The sequence below is a fragment of the Streptomyces sp. NPDC021020 genome (assembly GCF_044333285.1).
Lineage (GTDB): Bacteria > Actinomycetota > Actinomycetes > Streptomycetales > Streptomycetaceae > Actinacidiphila.
Window position 1 is genome coordinate 38,562 of record NZ_JBIRQQ010000015.1, and the last position, 13,459, is coordinate 52,020.

The window sequence follows — 13,459 nt, forward strand, 5'->3', positions numbered from 1 at the left end:
GAGAGCGTCCGGAAAGGGACGGTCTTACGACGCGAGGACTTCGTCGAGCAGGGCCTCGGCCTTGTCCTCGTTGGTGTTCTCGGCCAGAGCGAGTTCGCTGACCAGGATCTGCCGCGCCTTGGCGAGCATGCGCTTCTCGCCGGCCGACAGGCCGCGCTCGCGCTCGCGCCGCCACAGGTCACGGACGACTTCCGCGACCTTGATGACGTCGCCGGAGGCGAGCTTCTCCAGATTTGCCTTGTATCGACGGGACCAGTTGGTGGGCTCCTCGGTGTACGGCGCGCGCAGCACCTCGAAGACCCGATCCAGCCCGTCCTGACCGACAACGTCGCGCACGCCGACGAACTCCGCATTGTCCGCGGGTACGCGCACCGTCAAGTCGCCCTGGGCGACCTTGAGCACCAAGTAGGTCTTGTCCACGCCTTTGATCTGGCGAATTTCGATAGCCTCGATCAGCGCGGCCCCGTGATGGGGATAGACCACGGTGTCGCCAACCTTGAACGTCATGTGACAGGTACCCCTTCCGTGGCTATCCAGGGTAACACGGGAACGCCCTCATCTGAATGGCGTTTTCGCAGGTCAGGGCATATCTCGGGGCTTGACAAGCGCCCCTGGAACGTGCTGGAGGGTGCCACGGACACCCGGTATTCGCAGGTCGGAGCGGGTATGCGGGGACCCGGAATCACCGCCGCCGGAGCCGGGACGACCGCCGAACACCGGGCGATACGTCCGGATTTGTCGCTCCCGGACGAGTGGATCTTCGCTACTCCGTTCGGGTTCACGGCACGGAAGGCGCGACTGAAGATCCAATTGTCCAGCGATCACGGAAATCCCCCCGGCCCGCCGCGTCACGTCGGCCCCCCGGTAATCACACCGTGGTAATGCCGGAATACATTGCGGGCACGTTGCGCGCGTGTACCGGACGAGGACCCGATGACGTCGGGTTTCGGCCACCCCGCGACCCGCGTACACGACCGCTCGGGTGAGGGACTGTCACCGAGGGGACACCCGGTGCGCGGCCGATACCGGGGCTCGGTAATCTTAGGCCGCTGGAAGATCGTCCGAGCCTGCCAAGCCGGCTGCCCGCCACAGCCGGCCGGGCCGTCAGTCCGAGTCATAGGAGATGCCGCCGCCGTGGTCCGCAGCTTCCGACGCGGCGCCCTCGCCGCCGCCGTCGTCGCCCTCTCAGCCGCTTCGCTCGCCGCCTGCGCCGCGGGGAACCAGGCCGAGACCCTGAAGGTCAAGCCGGACAACCCGGCCGGGTCCAAGGGCGACATCCAGGTGCAGAACGCCTTCGTCCTGACCGACCCGAACGGCCCGGCCGCGGTCACCGCCCGGCTGTTCAACAACGGCGACAGCCCCCAGACGCTGGACAGCGTGAACATCGTCAGCGGCCCGTCGGCGCAGCTGTCCGGCGCGGACGGCGCGGGCAGCATCACCGTCCCCGCGCACGGCACCGTGCTCGTCGGCGGCAAGGGCAACCCCAGCGGGGTCGTCAACGGCGGCCAGGAGCAGCTGCAGAACGGCAGCTTCCAGAACGCGGTGTTCACCTTCAGCGGCACCGGCCAGGTCCCCGTGAAGATCCAGGTCCTGCCGGCCGCGAGCTACTTCGCGCCGTACGGTCCGGGCTCGCTGCCGACCACCGAGGCCCCGACCCCGACCGACACCGCGACCTCGACGGAGACGCCGGGCGGCACCGCCACCCCGACGGACACCGCGAGCCCGTCGGACACGGCGACCGCGACCTCGTAAGGCCGCGCCTATTGCCACGTGTAAGGGGCTCGCGCCATGGGCGCGAGCCCCTTACACGTTCTCCGTACCGCCCGCGGTCTACGGCTCGAACTTGTAGCCGAGGCCGCGGACCGTCACCAGGTAGCGGGGGGCGCCCGGGTCCGGCTCGATCTTGGCGCGCAACCGCTTGACGTGGACGTCGAGGGTCTTGGTGTCGCCGACGTAGTCCGCGCCCCACACCCGGTCGATGAGCTGCATACGGGTCAGCACCCGGCCGGCGTTGCGCAGCAGCATCTCCAGCAGGTCGAACTCCTTGAGCGGGAGGTCCACCTTGCCGCCGCCGACCGTCACGACGTGCCGGTCCACGTCCATCCGCACCGGCCCCGCCTCCAGCGCGGCCGGGGAGATCTCCTCGGGCTCGCCGCGGCGGCGCAGCACCGCGCGGATGCGGGCGACCAGCTCCCGCGACGAGAAGGGCTTGGTCACGTAGTCGTCGGCGCCGATCTCCAGCCCGACGACCTTGTCGATCTCGCTGTCCTTGGCGGTCACCATGATCACCGGGACATTGGACTTGAGCCGCAGCTGGCGGCACACCTCGGTGCCGGGCAGCCCCGGCAGCATCAGGTCGAGCAGGACCAGGTCGGCGCCGTTGCGTTCGAACTCGTCCAGCGCGTCGGGCCCGGTCGCGGATATGGCGACCTCGAAACCCTCCTTGCGGAGCATGTACGACAGCGCGTCGCTGAAGGACTCTTCGTCCTCGACGACGAGTACGCGGGTCACGGAAGGACCTCCGGAGCGGGGATGTGTTCGGGGAGGGTCTGGAAGAGCTGTTCGTCCGACGGCTCGTCGGCCGGCTCCGCGTCCGCCTCGGCATCGGGATCGGTGCCGGGCGGGAGCGCGCGGTCGCGGGCGATCCCGGCCTCGGGAAGCCGCAGTGTGAAGGTGGAGCCCTGTCCTTCGACGCTCCACACGGTGACCTCGCCGCCGTGGGTGGCGGCGACGTGCTTGACGATGGAAAGGCCGAGCCCGGTCCCGCCGGTGGCCCGCGAGCGCGCCGGGTCGACCCGGTAGAAGCGCTCGAAGACCCTTTCGCGGTCCTTCTCGGAGATGCCGATGCCCTGGTCGGTGACGGAGATCTCGATGAGATCCCCTCCCCCGGCGGGGATACGGCGTCCGGCGATGCCGACCCGGGTGCGGGCCGGACTGTAGTTGACGGCGTTCTCGACGAGATTGCCGAGCGCCGCCGCGAGCTGGCCCCGGTTGCCCCATATGAAGAGGTCGGGGGTGTTCCCGGTGGCCATGGTGATCTGCTTGGTGTTGGCCTGGTGGCGGCAGCGGTCCATCGCCTCGGCGACCAGGTCGTCGACCGCGACCGGCTCCGCGTCGTCCAGCAGGTCGTCGTCCTGGACCCGGGAGAGGTCGATGATCTCCTGCACCAGGCTGGTGAGCCGGGTCGCCTCGACCTGCATTCGGCCGGCGAAGCGGAGCACCGCCTCGGGGTCGTCCGAGGCGTCCATGACGGCCTCCGACAGCAGCGAGAGCGCCCCGACCGGGGTCTTCAGCTCATGGCTGACATTGGCGACGAAATCCCGCCGGACCGCTTCGATCCGCCGGGCCTCGGTGAGGTCCTCCACGAGCAGCAGCACCAGGCGCGAGCCCAGCGGTGCCACCCGGGCGGACACCGCGAGGCCTTCGCCGCGTCCGGCGCCGCGGCGCGGAAGGTCGAGTTCCACCTGGCGTATCTCGCCGTCCCGCCGCGTCTCGCGGGCCATCTGCAGCATCTGGTCGACGGCGAGCCTGCCGCCGCGCACCAGTCCGAGGGCATATGCCGCCGAGCTGGCCTTGACCACCGTGTCGCCCTCGTCCAGGACGACCGCGGAGGACCGCAGTACGGAGAGCACCGTGTCCACGCCGGGCGGAAGCACGGCTTCCGTGTGCAGTGCGGTACGGGTCGGGCGGGCCTGTTCCCGCTCGCTCCAGCGGAACGCGAGCACGGCGATGACACCGGTCGCCAGACCGGCTATCGCGCTGGCTGCGGCGACTGCCGCGTTCACGTCCATGGCTCCAGGTTAGGTGGCCCGCGCAAGCGCTCGACAACCCTGAGAGATAGCTCTCGGTCGCACGTTGCCAAGAGTTCACCTTCACGTAGGAGGTGATTCACTCCGGGTGCGCGGCGGGTATTCCGTGGACCACGAGCGTGGAGCGTGGAGGAGAAGCCTCTTGTGCCGGCCCGTGCACCGTGTGTACAGACCGCTCACCAGCTCACGGAAGCTCATGAAGAAGCTCTTGGAAGGAACGCGATGCGGGACGCATACCACGAGGAACTCGACTCCATCGGCGACGGCCTCGTCGAGATGGCCCGGCTCGTCGGCTCGGCGATAGGCCGGGCCACCACCGCGCTGCTCGACGCCGACCTCAACGTCGCCGAGAGCGTCATCGGTGCCGACGAGAAGGTCGACGACCTCCAGCGCGAGCTGGAGACCCGGGCGATCAACCTGCTGGCCCGCCAGCAGCCGGTGGCGACCGATCTGCGGATCGTCGTGACCAGCCTGCGGATGAGCGCCGACCTGGAGCGCTCCGGCGACCTGGCGCGGCACGTCGCCAAGCTCGCCCGGCTGCGCTTCCCCGCCTCCGCGGTGCCGCAGGACCTGCACAGCACCATCCTGGAGATGGGCCAGCTCGCGCAGCGCCTGATGGCGAAGGCCGCCGAGGTCATCATCACCAAGGACGTCGACGACGCGCTCCAGCTGGAGGCCGACGACGACCGCATGGACGAACTGCACCGCACCCTCTTCCAGCACCTGCTGGACGACCGCTGGAAGCACGGCATCGAGACGGCCGTGGACGTCACCCTGGTCGGCCGCTACTACGAGCGCTTCGCCGACCACGCGGTGTCGGTGGCCAAGCGCGTCGTCTACCTGGTGACGGGCGAGCACGTGGGCGCGCTGCCGCCGATCCCGACGGACGTCGAGTCGGCGTAGCGCGTACGGGGCCGCGGGTCCGCGGGTTCGCGGGTTCGCGGACCGGGGGCGTGCGGGGCGCGCGGCGGGGGGCGGGGTGCACTAGTGCGCCCTTGATGAACCCGGGGCGGCGCCGTTTCACTGGAGGGCAGGCCAAGCCCGAGGAGGGTGCACTGATGCCGGAGACCCCCACGCCCACGCCCGTACGCGACCCGTCGGCCCCCGACACCGCCGCCGCCCCGCTGCGTATCCCGCTCCCGCTGGTCGCCGCGTGCGGCTGCGGCTCGGGCTGCGGCTGCGGCTGCCAGTCCGGTGGCCCCTGCCAGTGCAGCGGCTGCACCTGCTGAGCCGCTGACGCGCTGCCCTTGACGTATCGCCGCCCCCGCCGCCGCTGACCCGGCCGCGGGGGCGCGGTGCGTCTTGCGTGCCGCTCAGCCGCAGCGCAGGTCGAGGCTGCCGCCCTCGCCGAGGATGCCGACCACGATCCGCAGCCGGTGCCGCGCGCCGCTTCCGCCCAGGGGGGTGACCGTCTCGTCGACGGGTTCCAGACCCTGCGCGCCCAGCCGGGCCCGCAGCCCGTCCTCGACCGCGTCCGCCGGGAGCGCGGTGCTGACCTCCAGCGTCACGACGTAGCCGCACTCACCGCCGTTCCCCCACCGGTTGCCGCCCACCTCGTGCCGCCCGGAGGTGATCGCCACGTCCCCGAGCGCCCGCACCTGCGCGCGTATCCGGTCCTCGTAACCGGCCGCCGTACGGTCGTGCGCGCCGTACGGCGAGACGTAGTACAGCCCGTAGATGCCGAGCGCCCCGGTGAGCGCGGCGACGACGGCGAGCGTGCGGCGCTTGCGTACCCGGAAGTCGGCCATGTCCCCCCCGGGGTGGTCTGCGCGTGTCCGGCGCGGCCGAGTCTGCCACGTCCGCGGGGCGTCAGACCCGGAGCGGGCCGCCGAAACGGGGGGCGCCCTCCTTCACGGCGACGAGGTTCGCGGCCACGTACGGGATGCGGTGCGCCTCGTGCCAGGGCGTCGGGTGGTACGTGACCAGGCGGGACGTCTGGAAGCGGGCGGTGATCCCCGGGACGTAGCGGCGGAAGGCGTCGTCCGTGTAGTACCAGAAGGAGTTCTCGTTGTAGAAGGCCGTGTGCGCCGGGTCCTGGAAGGCGCCGCGGCCGTCCGTGCTCGGGGTGCGGGACAGCAGCATGCCGCCCGGCGCGAGGAGCCGGTGGATCTCGTTGATCAGCCCGGTCTTGTCCGGCACGTGCGGCAGGAAGTCCACCGCGCGGATCACCCCCACCGAGCCGTCCGCCAGGTCGAGCGGCCCAGGCAGCACGGCCGTGAGGTCCACGCCCTCCCCCGGGCGCCGGTCGACCCCGCGATACCCGGCGGGCTTGCCGTGCGCGGCCCCGAGGTCGAGGGCGAGCAGCCCTTCGCGCTCCGCCCAGGCGAGCGCGTTGCCCTCGATGTGGCGGTCGTAGAGGGTGACCGTCTCGCGCTGGATGCGGGCGTTCGTCTCCGGGTCGCTCTGGGTGTTGTCCGCGTGCACCCGCTGGAGGTAGAGGCAGCGCGGGATGTGGCGGAAGGGCCCGGCCTGGTAGAGCCGGCACATCAGGTCCTGGTCGTCGAGGACGTCCCGCTCCGCGTCGTACCCGCCGACCTTGTCGTAGGCGTTGAAGCGGAAGGCCCGTACGTGGTTGGGCGCGTACCAGATGTACGAGACGTTGTGCGGGACGGGCGCGAGGGAGCGCAGGCTCAGCACGGCGCGGCCGTCGACCTCGGCGTCCTCGTACTCCCAGCCGTGGGCGGCGTCGAAGCGGGAGGTGTCGGCGCTGCCGTCGGCCTGGATCTGGGCGCAGTCGCTGTAGACGAGGACGGCGTCCGGGTCGGCGTCGAAGGCCTCGACGATCCGCGCGAGGCAGTCCGACGCGAGCACGTCGTCATGGTCCAGCTCGACCAGGAATTCCCCCCGCGTCGCCGCGCACGCCCGCCGCTTGGCCGCCCCGACCCCCCTGACCTCGTCCGCGACCTCCACCCGTACCCGCTCGTCCGCCCGCTCCGGCCGCCACCGCGCGCCCTGGTTGAGCAGCACGACCCACTCCCAGTCGGCGAACGTCTGCCGCCGCAGCGAGGCGAGGCAGTCGTCGAGGTAACGCGGCTGATGGCTGGGCGTGAAGACGGAGACGCGCGGGGTGCTCCGGCCGCCCTTGCGGCTCACCGGCCGCCGCCACGGTTCCCGGTCCTGCGACGGGCCATGTTCCCTCCCGCGATCCGTAGCTGACGAGTCGACCCCCACGATGGTGGAGCCCCCACCGCCCCCCACCGGAACTGACACGCACACCGTCCCCCGTACGGCGGGGGGATAGCCTCGGCGCTGCCATCGTCCGACGGGGAGGAGCCGACGTATGCAGGGGCAGGACTGGACCGCGCGTGCGGGAGAGCTGTTCGAGGCGGCGATGTTCGGCGGGGACACGTCCGCGCTGGGGCGGTCCGACGACGTACTGGACGCGGTCGAGGCGCCGCTCGCCCTGGCGCGGGGCAAGGTGCTGCACATCCGCTTCCTGAACGACCACACGGAGGATCCCCGGGAGCCGGCGCTCTTCGAGCGCGCGGCCGAGCTGTTCCGGCGGCTGGGGGACGCAGCGGGCGAGGCGGAGGCGCTGTTCTGGACCGGCTGCTGGCACCAGGTGGTCAAGGGCGACGGCACCACCTGCACGCCGTACTTCGAGCGGTCCTACGCGCTGGCGAAATCCGCCGGCGACCGGAGGACCATGTCCTACGCCATCCGCCACCTCGGCTTCGCAGACCAGGAAGCGGGCCGCCTCGACCGGGCCCGCGAGCGCCTGACCGAATCGGTGACCCTGCGCCGGGAGATCGGCTTCGCCCCGGGCGAGGCCGCGGGCCTCGTGGCGCTCGCCCACCTCGCGGCCGAGTCCGGCGACCTGTCGTCGGCGTCCCGCCACCTCGACGAGGCCGCATCCGTGGCGGCGAGCTGTGGCGCCGACGCGGTGTCGGGGTGGGTCGAGGAGGCCCGTACGGCCATCGGCTCCTAGGTCCCTCGTGTCGAGAACCCGGCGCCGGCTCCGTCCCCGGGGTACGAGTAGGTGGCCGGACCGCCGCCCGCCTCGACGAACACCTCGACGGACACCTCGACGAACAGGAGCACCCCGTGACGATTCAGCGCATGGACAACATCGGCATCGTCGTCGACGACCTCGACGCCGCCGTCGCCTTCTTCACCGCGCTCGGCATGGAGCTGGAGGGCGAGGCGGAGCTCTCGGGCCCCTGCCCGGACCAGATGCTCGGCCTCGACGGCGTCCGCACCACCATCGCGATGATGCGCACCCCCGACGGCCACGGCAAGCTCGAACTCACCGCCTTCCACTCCCCCGCCCCGATCCCCACGCCCCCGCCCGCCCCGCACACCCTGGGCGTCCACCGCGTCATGTTCGCCGTCGACGACCTCGACGCCACCCTGGCCCGCCTGCGCCCGCACGGCGCCGAACTCCTCGGCGAGGTCACCCAGTACGAGACCGCCTACCGCCTCTGCAACCTCCGCGGCCCGTCCGGCATCATCGTCGCCCTGGCCCAGGAGATCGGCTGACCCGCCACAGCGGGGCGGCGTACCGCCCGGGGCGAGCGGCGACGAGCATCGCGCGCAGGGCCTCGCGCTGGGCGCCCCGGTAGCCGAGCGCCTCGGTGAGCCGCCGGAAGGTGGTGTGCGTGACGCCGCGGGCGCGGGCTTCCGCCTCGAAGCGGTCGAGCCGCGGCAGAACCTCGTCCGGGGTGAGGCTCCGGTGCGGCCGCTCGGCGAGCCGGAGCACCTTGCGCCGCTCGTAGTCGATCTCCGAGAAGCCGCACACGTCGCGGCTGCACCGCTCGGCCTCGTCCAGGCTGGTCGTGTGCAGCAGCCGCCGGGCGAGCGCGTTGCGCCGGAGGGCATCGCCGAGGTCCGCCTCGTAGACGGTGCCCCCGTCGTCCGTGAGCGGAATCGGCAGCCCCGCGTCCCGTACCTCGCACACCCCCCGCGCCCCCCGGGCGGCGGCCACGAGCATGCCGGTCGCCTCGGAAGGATGCCACTCCAGTACGTGCCCGACCGGCTCGACGTCTGCGGCCGTCAGCGTATGAACCGCCGCCCCCAGGCGATGACGCAGATCCTCCGCCGGGATCTCCCCGTCCAGCCCCGCCCCGGCGACGAGCAGGCGTACGTCCACGTCGAGGCGGGCGCATGCGGCCAGCACGAGCGCGTCCCCCAGCGGACTCCTGAGCCCGACCTCGTCCCCCCGCGCGAGAATGTCCCCTCCGACGTCGACCACATCCACGCCCTCCGCCGAAACGGCCCCCACCACCTCGCGGATCTGCCGCACCATCCCGTCCACCCCGTGGTGCGGTTCGAGCAGTGCGAAGGTGTGCGGCAGCTCAGCGGCGAGCCGCGGCAAGGTCGACCCGGCGGGTGCGACGGCTCGCGAGCCGGGCCCGACCGCGTACACACTCCCCGTGAACCGCCGCAGTCCGGCGAAGTCACCGGCCTTCCGCGGCCCCGGCACGGGATCGACGATCAGCCGCTCCCACGCATACGTAAGAACGACGGCGGGCTCCCGCTCCCCGCGCAAGGCCGCGTCCACGACCGCGGCAGCAACAGCGTCGCCCCCGCCCCCGGCTGCCACCAACACCCGTGTCACGCGGCCAGCGTAGGCCCTGACCCTATAGTGGCTGGTGGCCATAGCCACTTGACGCTTGGACACCTCACCGAAGGAGAGCCGATGCCGCAGATCCAGGAGGCCCAGCCCAAGTACCTCCAGATCGCGCACTACATCCGCGACCAGATCCTGCGCGGCGACCTGCGTCCGGGCGACGAGGTGCCTTCGGAACGGCAGCTCGCGTCGGACTGGGACGTCTCGCGGCCTACCGCTGCACGCTCGCTGGAGGCGTTGCGCACCCAGGGACTCGTCGAGAAGCGCCAGGGGTCGGGTACGTACGTTCGCAACCTCGACGTCAATCGCCGGGCACGCGAGCTGTACGGACGAGCGCGCCAGACCGGGCGGATCTACACCCCCGGGGAGTACGCCGTCATCACCTCGGCAGGCTGGCAGGAGGCTCCGGACCACGTCGCCGACGCGCTGCAACTGCGCCCCGGCGACAGGGTCGTTCGCCGTCGAAGGGTGACGAACAACGACTCCGGGCCGATCACCCTGTCCACCTCGTGGTTCACCGCGGACGTCACCCGCCGGGCACCGAAGCTGCTGGACGCCGAACGGATCACGGAGGGAACGCTGCTGTACGTGGAGCGGGAGACGGGACGCCAGGGCAGCTACGCCGAGGACCGGATGTGCGCCCGAACCGCGACCGAGGAAGAGGCCGCCGACCTCGAACTCCCGCAGGGATCCCCCGTGCTGGTCGTGCACCACGTCGTCTACGACCTGCAGGATCACCCGCTGGAGTTCGCCGAGGCGACATATCCGCCGGACCGCTGGGCCTTCGAGCAGGGTTACCCGCTGACGTGAGTGCGACGCTTTCCGTAGCGAACCGCTTGCGTAACGCAAGTGGCTAATGCCACTATCCACCAAGTGGCCAATGCCACTTGAGGAGACGTCAGCACTCCCTGCGAGGAAGCCCATGCCCTCTTCCGCCTGCACACCGACGACGCCGGGCCCCCACAGCCTGTGGACGATCGCCCGCATCCATGACGCGCTCGCCAGCCCTGTCATGGTCCGGCGGTTCCTGCTCGACCTGACCCACGCCCCGGAACACGAGGTGATGAACGTCTTCGCGGCCTGGCAGCGCATTGCCGCGGCAAACGAAATCAGCGCCTCACCTGACGACCCCACCGCCCGAGCTGCAACCGACGTGGACAAGGAGTAGCTCGCGTGGCGGAGTGGGATGAGCTGGACGACGGGCTCCTCAGTGCGTCATGCGCGGACGAGCCATGCGGCACGATGACGCTCCTTCCCGTACCCGAAGCCGTCAGCAGGGCACGACGGTGGTTCCGCTTCTTCCTGGAACCGCACAAACCGACCTGCTCGATGGATGACTGCGTACTCGTGATCTCGGAACTGGTCACCAACGCGATCGTCCACGGTGAGGCCGAGGAGGGGATGCGCGTCCACCTGCTGTGGCGCCGTGAGGGAACGGACCTCCACGTCGAGGTGCACAACCCGGGAGCCCCCGAGAAAGTCGGACAACGACCGCACGCCGAGGAGTCGGAACACGGCCGCGGCCTGTGGCTGGTGGACATGCTCACCGACTCATGGCACGCAGGGCCCGGCGACCACGGCGGGACGGTCGTGTCCTTCGTCATGGCCGGCACCTGGCCGAAGTGAGCCATCGCCAACTCACCCCATGAGCTGTACGGGCCTCGCCCCGTCGCGCCGCCGGGCAGGTCGCCGGGTCGACGTCGTTGAGCGTCACCCGAGCGGCCCTGGGGACCTTCCGGAGAAGGTGGCTACGGGGTCAGGGCAGGTCCACCGTCACGTGCGGGGCCAGCGCGCGCAGGAGGTCGGCGGCGTCGAACATCTCGCCCGCGGAGGCGACGCCGACCGTCTTCGTACGGCCGTCGAGGATCCGTGCCACGGCCTCCACCGCGAGGGGCGCGCTCACCGCGTAGATGTCACGGCCGCTCGCGGTGGCCCGGCGGCGTTCCGTTCCGCGGCGCAGTTCGACGTCCACGACGAAGGTCTGCGCGGAGCGGCCGTGCTCGTCGGCCGGGGCGGGCGGCGGGGTGTCGGGGGAGGACAGCTCCTCGACCGCCTCGACCGTCATGTAGCCGCGCACCTCGGGGACGAGCAGGTGGCGCGGGATGGTGACGGAGTCGGCCATGGTGAAGTCGGCGACGACCGCGCGGCGGCCGAGCGGGCCGGGGAAATCCCACGTCTCGGCCGGCAGCGGGTCGTCGTGGTAGGCGAGCCGCCCGCCGCTGAAGCGGACCCGGCGTCCGCCGCGCCGCTCGTGCGAGACGGTGCCGGAGGCGCGGGTGCCGGGCGTGGGGTGCCAGCCGCTCAGGCCGTAGGCGACATGGGCCTCGTCGGCGGACGTCCAGTCGCCCATCGCGACGGTGGCGAGCAGGTCGCCGAGGCCGCCGTAGAAGGCCATGGCGGGGACGACGGCCGTACCCGCGGCCTTCGCGGGGTCCGCGTAGCGCTCGAAGGTGTCGTGGTTGGCCTCGATCTCGGCCGCCACGTCCACGTAGGGGATCCCGGCGCGCAGCGCGGCCTCGACCACCGGGCCCGCGGTCGCCGCGAAGGGGCCCGCGCAGTTGACCACGGCGGCGGTCCCGGCGAGCGCCCGGTCCAGGGCCGCCGGGTCGTCCGCCGACGCCGGGCGGACCTCGCCGAGGCCGAGCCCGGCCGCCAGCTCCGCCAGGCGCGCCGCGTCCCGCCCGGCGGGCACGGGCGCGAAGCCCCGGCGGGCCAGTTCCGCCACCACGAAGCGTCCCGTGTGCCCGTAGGCACCGAACACCGCGACCTTCCGCTGCGTCTCCATCAGCTCTCCCGTTCCGTACGCGCCACCGCGCGGCGGCGCCCCTTACGACCACCCTGGCGGGCGGTACGCACGGCGACGAGTGTCCGGAACGACATCACGCGTACACTTCCGGACATGACCACGGTCGCGCTCGCCGTCAGCGAGGGAATGCTGCACTTCGAACTGTCCATGGCCACCGAGGTCTTCGGCTCGGCGCCGGACGCCGTCCCCGGGCCCTGGTACGACCTGGAGACCTGCGGTGCGGCCCCGGTGCGGGTCGGCCGCTTCCTGCTGGAGCCCGACCACGGGCTCGACCGGCTCGCGGCCGCCCACACCGTGATCGTCCCCGGCTGGGCGGATCCGGACGTGACCCCGCCCGCGCAACTGGTCGACGCGGTACGGGCCGCGCACGCGGCGGGCGCGCGGGTGGCCTCGCTGTGCACGGGCGCCTTCGTACTCGCCGCGGCCGGACTTCTGGACGGCGCACGCGCCACCACGCACTGGGCCCACACCCGCGAACTGGCCGCGCTGTACCCGCGGGTGGAGGTCGACCCCGACGTGCTCTACGTCGACAACGGCCGGGTGCTGACCTCGGCCGGCAAGGCCGCCGCCATGGACCTGTGCCTCCACCTCGTCCGCCTCGACCGCGGCTCGTCCGTCGCCAACGCCGTCGCCCGGCGGCTGGTCGTGCCCCCGCACCGGGAGGGCGGCCAGGCCCAGTTCGTCAGCACCCCGGTCACCGCCCCGGGCCGCCACCCCCTCGCCGAGCTGCTGCCCTGGGCGGTGCAGCGCCTCGACCGCCCCCTGACGGTGGAAGACCTCGCCCGCCAGGCCCGCATGAGCTCCCGCAACCTCGGCCGCCACTTCCGCTCCGTGACGGGCACGACGCCACTGCAATGGCTCCTCATCCAGCGCATCCGCCGCGCGCAGGAGCTCCTGGAGACCACCGACCGCGGCATCGACACGATCGCCGCCGCGACCGGCCTAGGCTCGGCCGCCACTCTGCGCCGCCACTTCCACCGCGTGGTGGGCGTCCCCCCCGACACCTACCGCCGCACCTTCCACGCGGGCGCGCAGGGCGCGCGACCGTCCCGTACGTGATCCTCGCGGGGCGCCGGACACGCGAACGCCCCCTCCCACGGAGGGAGGGGGCACGCGTACAGCGGGGACGGGCTACTTCTTGCCCTGGCTCTCGCCGGCTGACGCGGCCACCTGCGTCGTCCCTGATCAGGACGCCTACGAGCCGTTCCCCGGCAGTCGTTGTCGGTCGTCATCGGCCGCCCCCGAGCACCCTCGGACGGCCCAGAGACGGCCCAG

The 13,459-nt window shown here is 72.0% G+C and carries 16 protein-coding genes; 9 read left to right on the top strand and 7 right to left on the bottom strand.

Annotated elements, in window-relative coordinates; translation table 11 throughout:
- Window positions 1-24: 24 nt before the first annotated feature.
- Window positions 25-507, bottom strand: coding sequence for a CarD family transcriptional regulator (locus ACH4SL_RS34155; RefSeq protein ID WP_031525269.1), 483 nt, complete (start codon window positions 505-507; stop codon window positions 25-27).
- A gap of 627 nt (window positions 508-1,134) precedes the next feature.
- On the opposite strand from ACH4SL_RS34155, the gene ACH4SL_RS34160 reads away from it, so the two are divergent.
- The gene (locus tag ACH4SL_RS34160) at window positions 1,135-1,752 is read left to right on the top strand and encodes a DUF461 domain-containing protein (RefSeq protein WP_398453300.1); all 618 of its coding nucleotides are present in this window, start codon (window positions 1,135-1,137) and stop codon (window positions 1,750-1,752) included.
- Window positions 1,753-1,830: 78 nt separating this feature from the next.
- On the opposite strand, the gene ACH4SL_RS34165 is transcribed toward ACH4SL_RS34160, so the two are convergent.
- On the bottom strand, window positions 1,831-2,511 hold the full coding sequence (locus ACH4SL_RS34165; RefSeq protein WP_031525271.1) for a response regulator transcription factor: 681 nt from the start codon (window positions 2,509-2,511) through the stop codon (window positions 1,831-1,833).
- Entirely contained in the window at window positions 2,508-3,791 is a 1,284-nt protein-coding gene (locus ACH4SL_RS34170; protein ID WP_398453304.1) for a sensor histidine kinase, read from the bottom strand. The genes ACH4SL_RS34165 and ACH4SL_RS34170 overlap by 4 nt, the downstream gene beginning before the upstream one ends.
- Before the next feature lie 240 nt (window positions 3,792-4,031).
- Here ACH4SL_RS34170 and phoU point away from each other — a divergent pair, with 240 nt between their 5' ends.
- Both phoU and ACH4SL_RS34180 read left to right on the top strand, forming a co-directional pair.
- Window positions 4,032-4,712 carry a phosphate signaling complex protein PhoU gene (gene phoU, locus ACH4SL_RS34175; RefSeq protein WP_398453307.1) on the top strand — a complete coding sequence of 227 codons (681 nt, stop codon included), beginning with the start codon at window positions 4,032-4,034 and terminating at the stop codon, window positions 4,710-4,712.
- A gap of 155 nt (window positions 4,713-4,867) precedes the next feature.
- Window positions 4,868-5,038: a hypothetical protein gene (locus ACH4SL_RS34180; protein ID WP_398453310.1), complete on the top strand. Its 171-nt coding sequence runs from the start codon at window positions 4,868-4,870 to the stop codon at window positions 5,036-5,038.
- 84 nt (window positions 5,039-5,122) lie between these two features.
- Here the strand turns inward: ACH4SL_RS34180 and ACH4SL_RS34185 are convergent, their stop codons facing one another.
- A complete protein-coding gene (locus ACH4SL_RS34185; protein WP_398453313.1) occupies window positions 5,123-5,557 on the bottom strand; it encodes a hypothetical protein in 435 nt (144 codons plus the stop codon).
- A 61-nt stretch (window positions 5,558-5,618) separates the two neighbouring features.
- Window positions 5,619-6,902 carry a glycosyltransferase gene (locus ACH4SL_RS34190; protein ID WP_398453316.1) on the bottom strand — a complete coding sequence of 428 codons (1,284 nt, stop codon included), beginning with the start codon at window positions 6,900-6,902 and terminating at the stop codon, window positions 5,619-5,621.
- A 187-nt stretch (window positions 6,903-7,089) separates the two neighbouring features.
- Between ACH4SL_RS34190 and ACH4SL_RS34195 the strand changes: the two genes are divergently transcribed.
- Window positions 7,090-7,737 (top strand): tetratricopeptide repeat protein, encoded by a 648-nt coding sequence (locus tag ACH4SL_RS34195; RefSeq protein ID WP_398453319.1) that lies wholly within the window; start codon window positions 7,090-7,092, stop codon window positions 7,735-7,737.
- Window positions 7,738-7,868: 131 nt separating this feature from the next.
- A complete protein-coding gene (locus ACH4SL_RS34200; RefSeq protein ID WP_398453651.1) occupies window positions 7,869-8,288 on the top strand; it encodes a VOC family protein in 420 nt (139 codons plus the stop codon).
- Here ACH4SL_RS34200 and ACH4SL_RS34205 read toward each other — a convergent pair.
- Window positions 8,257-9,366: a DUF1152 domain-containing protein gene (locus ACH4SL_RS34205; RefSeq protein WP_398453322.1), complete on the bottom strand. Its 1,110-nt coding sequence runs from the start codon at window positions 9,364-9,366 to the stop codon at window positions 8,257-8,259. The two genes, ACH4SL_RS34200 and ACH4SL_RS34205, sit on opposite strands and share 32 nt — an antisense overlap.
- A gap of 81 nt (window positions 9,367-9,447) precedes the next feature.
- On the opposite strand from ACH4SL_RS34205, the gene ACH4SL_RS34210 reads away from it, so the two are divergent.
- The 3 genes from ACH4SL_RS34210 (at window position 9,448) to ACH4SL_RS34220 (ending at window position 11,004) form a co-directional block, all read left to right on the top strand.
- Complete coding sequence (locus ACH4SL_RS34210; protein WP_398453325.1) at window positions 9,448-10,188, top strand: GntR family transcriptional regulator; 741 nt, start codon at window positions 9,448-9,450, stop codon at window positions 10,186-10,188.
- Window positions 10,189-10,300: 112 nt separating this feature from the next.
- Window positions 10,301-10,546 carry a hypothetical protein gene (locus tag ACH4SL_RS34215; protein WP_398453328.1) on the top strand — a complete coding sequence of 82 codons (246 nt, stop codon included), beginning with the start codon at window positions 10,301-10,303 and terminating at the stop codon, window positions 10,544-10,546.
- Between the two features lie 5 nt (window positions 10,547-10,551).
- Window positions 10,552-11,004, top strand: a complete 453-nt coding sequence (locus tag ACH4SL_RS34220) for an ATP-binding protein (protein WP_398453331.1) — start codon at window positions 10,552-10,554, stop codon at window positions 11,002-11,004.
- Between the two features lie 130 nt (window positions 11,005-11,134).
- Here the strand turns inward: ACH4SL_RS34220 and ACH4SL_RS34225 are convergent, their stop codons facing one another.
- The gene (locus tag ACH4SL_RS34225; protein ID WP_398453334.1) at window positions 11,135-12,163 is read right to left on the bottom strand and encodes a saccharopine dehydrogenase family protein; all 1,029 of its coding nucleotides are present in this window, start codon (window positions 12,161-12,163) and stop codon (window positions 11,135-11,137) included.
- A 114-nt stretch (window positions 12,164-12,277) separates the two neighbouring features.
- Between ACH4SL_RS34225 and ACH4SL_RS34230 the strand changes: the two genes are divergently transcribed.
- Window positions 12,278-13,243, top strand: a complete 966-nt coding sequence (locus ACH4SL_RS34230) for a helix-turn-helix domain-containing protein (protein ID WP_398453337.1) — start codon at window positions 12,278-12,280, stop codon at window positions 13,241-13,243.
- Window positions 13,244-13,459: the final 216 nt, after the last annotated feature.

Bases quoted from the DNA above. Each gene is read 5' to 3' on its own strand.
- ACH4SL_RS34155 (WP_031525269.1), bottom strand. From the start codon at position 507: ATGACGTTCAAGGTTGGCGACACCGTGGTCTATCCCCATCACGGGGCC.
- ACH4SL_RS34170 (WP_398453304.1), bottom strand. From the start codon at position 3,791: ATGGACGTGAACGCGGCAGTCGCCGCAGCCAGCGCGATAGCCGGTCTG.
- phoU (WP_398453307.1), top strand. From the start codon at position 4,032: ATGCGGGACGCATACCACGAGGAACTCGACTCCATCGGCGACGGCCTC.
- ACH4SL_RS34180 (WP_398453310.1), top strand. From the start codon at position 4,868: ATGCCGGAGACCCCCACGCCCACGCCCGTACGCGACCCGTCGGCCCCC.
- ACH4SL_RS34185 (WP_398453313.1), bottom strand. From the start codon at position 5,557: ATGGCCGACTTCCGGGTACGCAAGCGCCGCACGCTCGCCGTCGTCGCC.
- ACH4SL_RS34195 (WP_398453319.1), top strand. From the start codon at position 7,090: ATGCAGGGGCAGGACTGGACCGCGCGTGCGGGAGAGCTGTTCGAGGCG.
- ACH4SL_RS34200 (WP_398453651.1), top strand. From the start codon at position 7,869: ATGGACAACATCGGCATCGTCGTCGACGACCTCGACGCCGCCGTCGCC.
- ACH4SL_RS34210 (WP_398453325.1), top strand. From the start codon at position 9,448: ATGCCGCAGATCCAGGAGGCCCAGCCCAAGTACCTCCAGATCGCGCAC.
- ACH4SL_RS34215 (WP_398453328.1), top strand. From the start codon at position 10,301: ATGCCCTCTTCCGCCTGCACACCGACGACGCCGGGCCCCCACAGCCTG.
- ACH4SL_RS34225 (WP_398453334.1), bottom strand. From the start codon at position 12,163: ATGGAGACGCAGCGGAAGGTCGCGGTGTTCGGTGCCTACGGGCACACG.
- ACH4SL_RS34230 (WP_398453337.1), top strand. From the start codon at position 12,278: ATGACCACGGTCGCGCTCGCCGTCAGCGAGGGAATGCTGCACTTCGAA.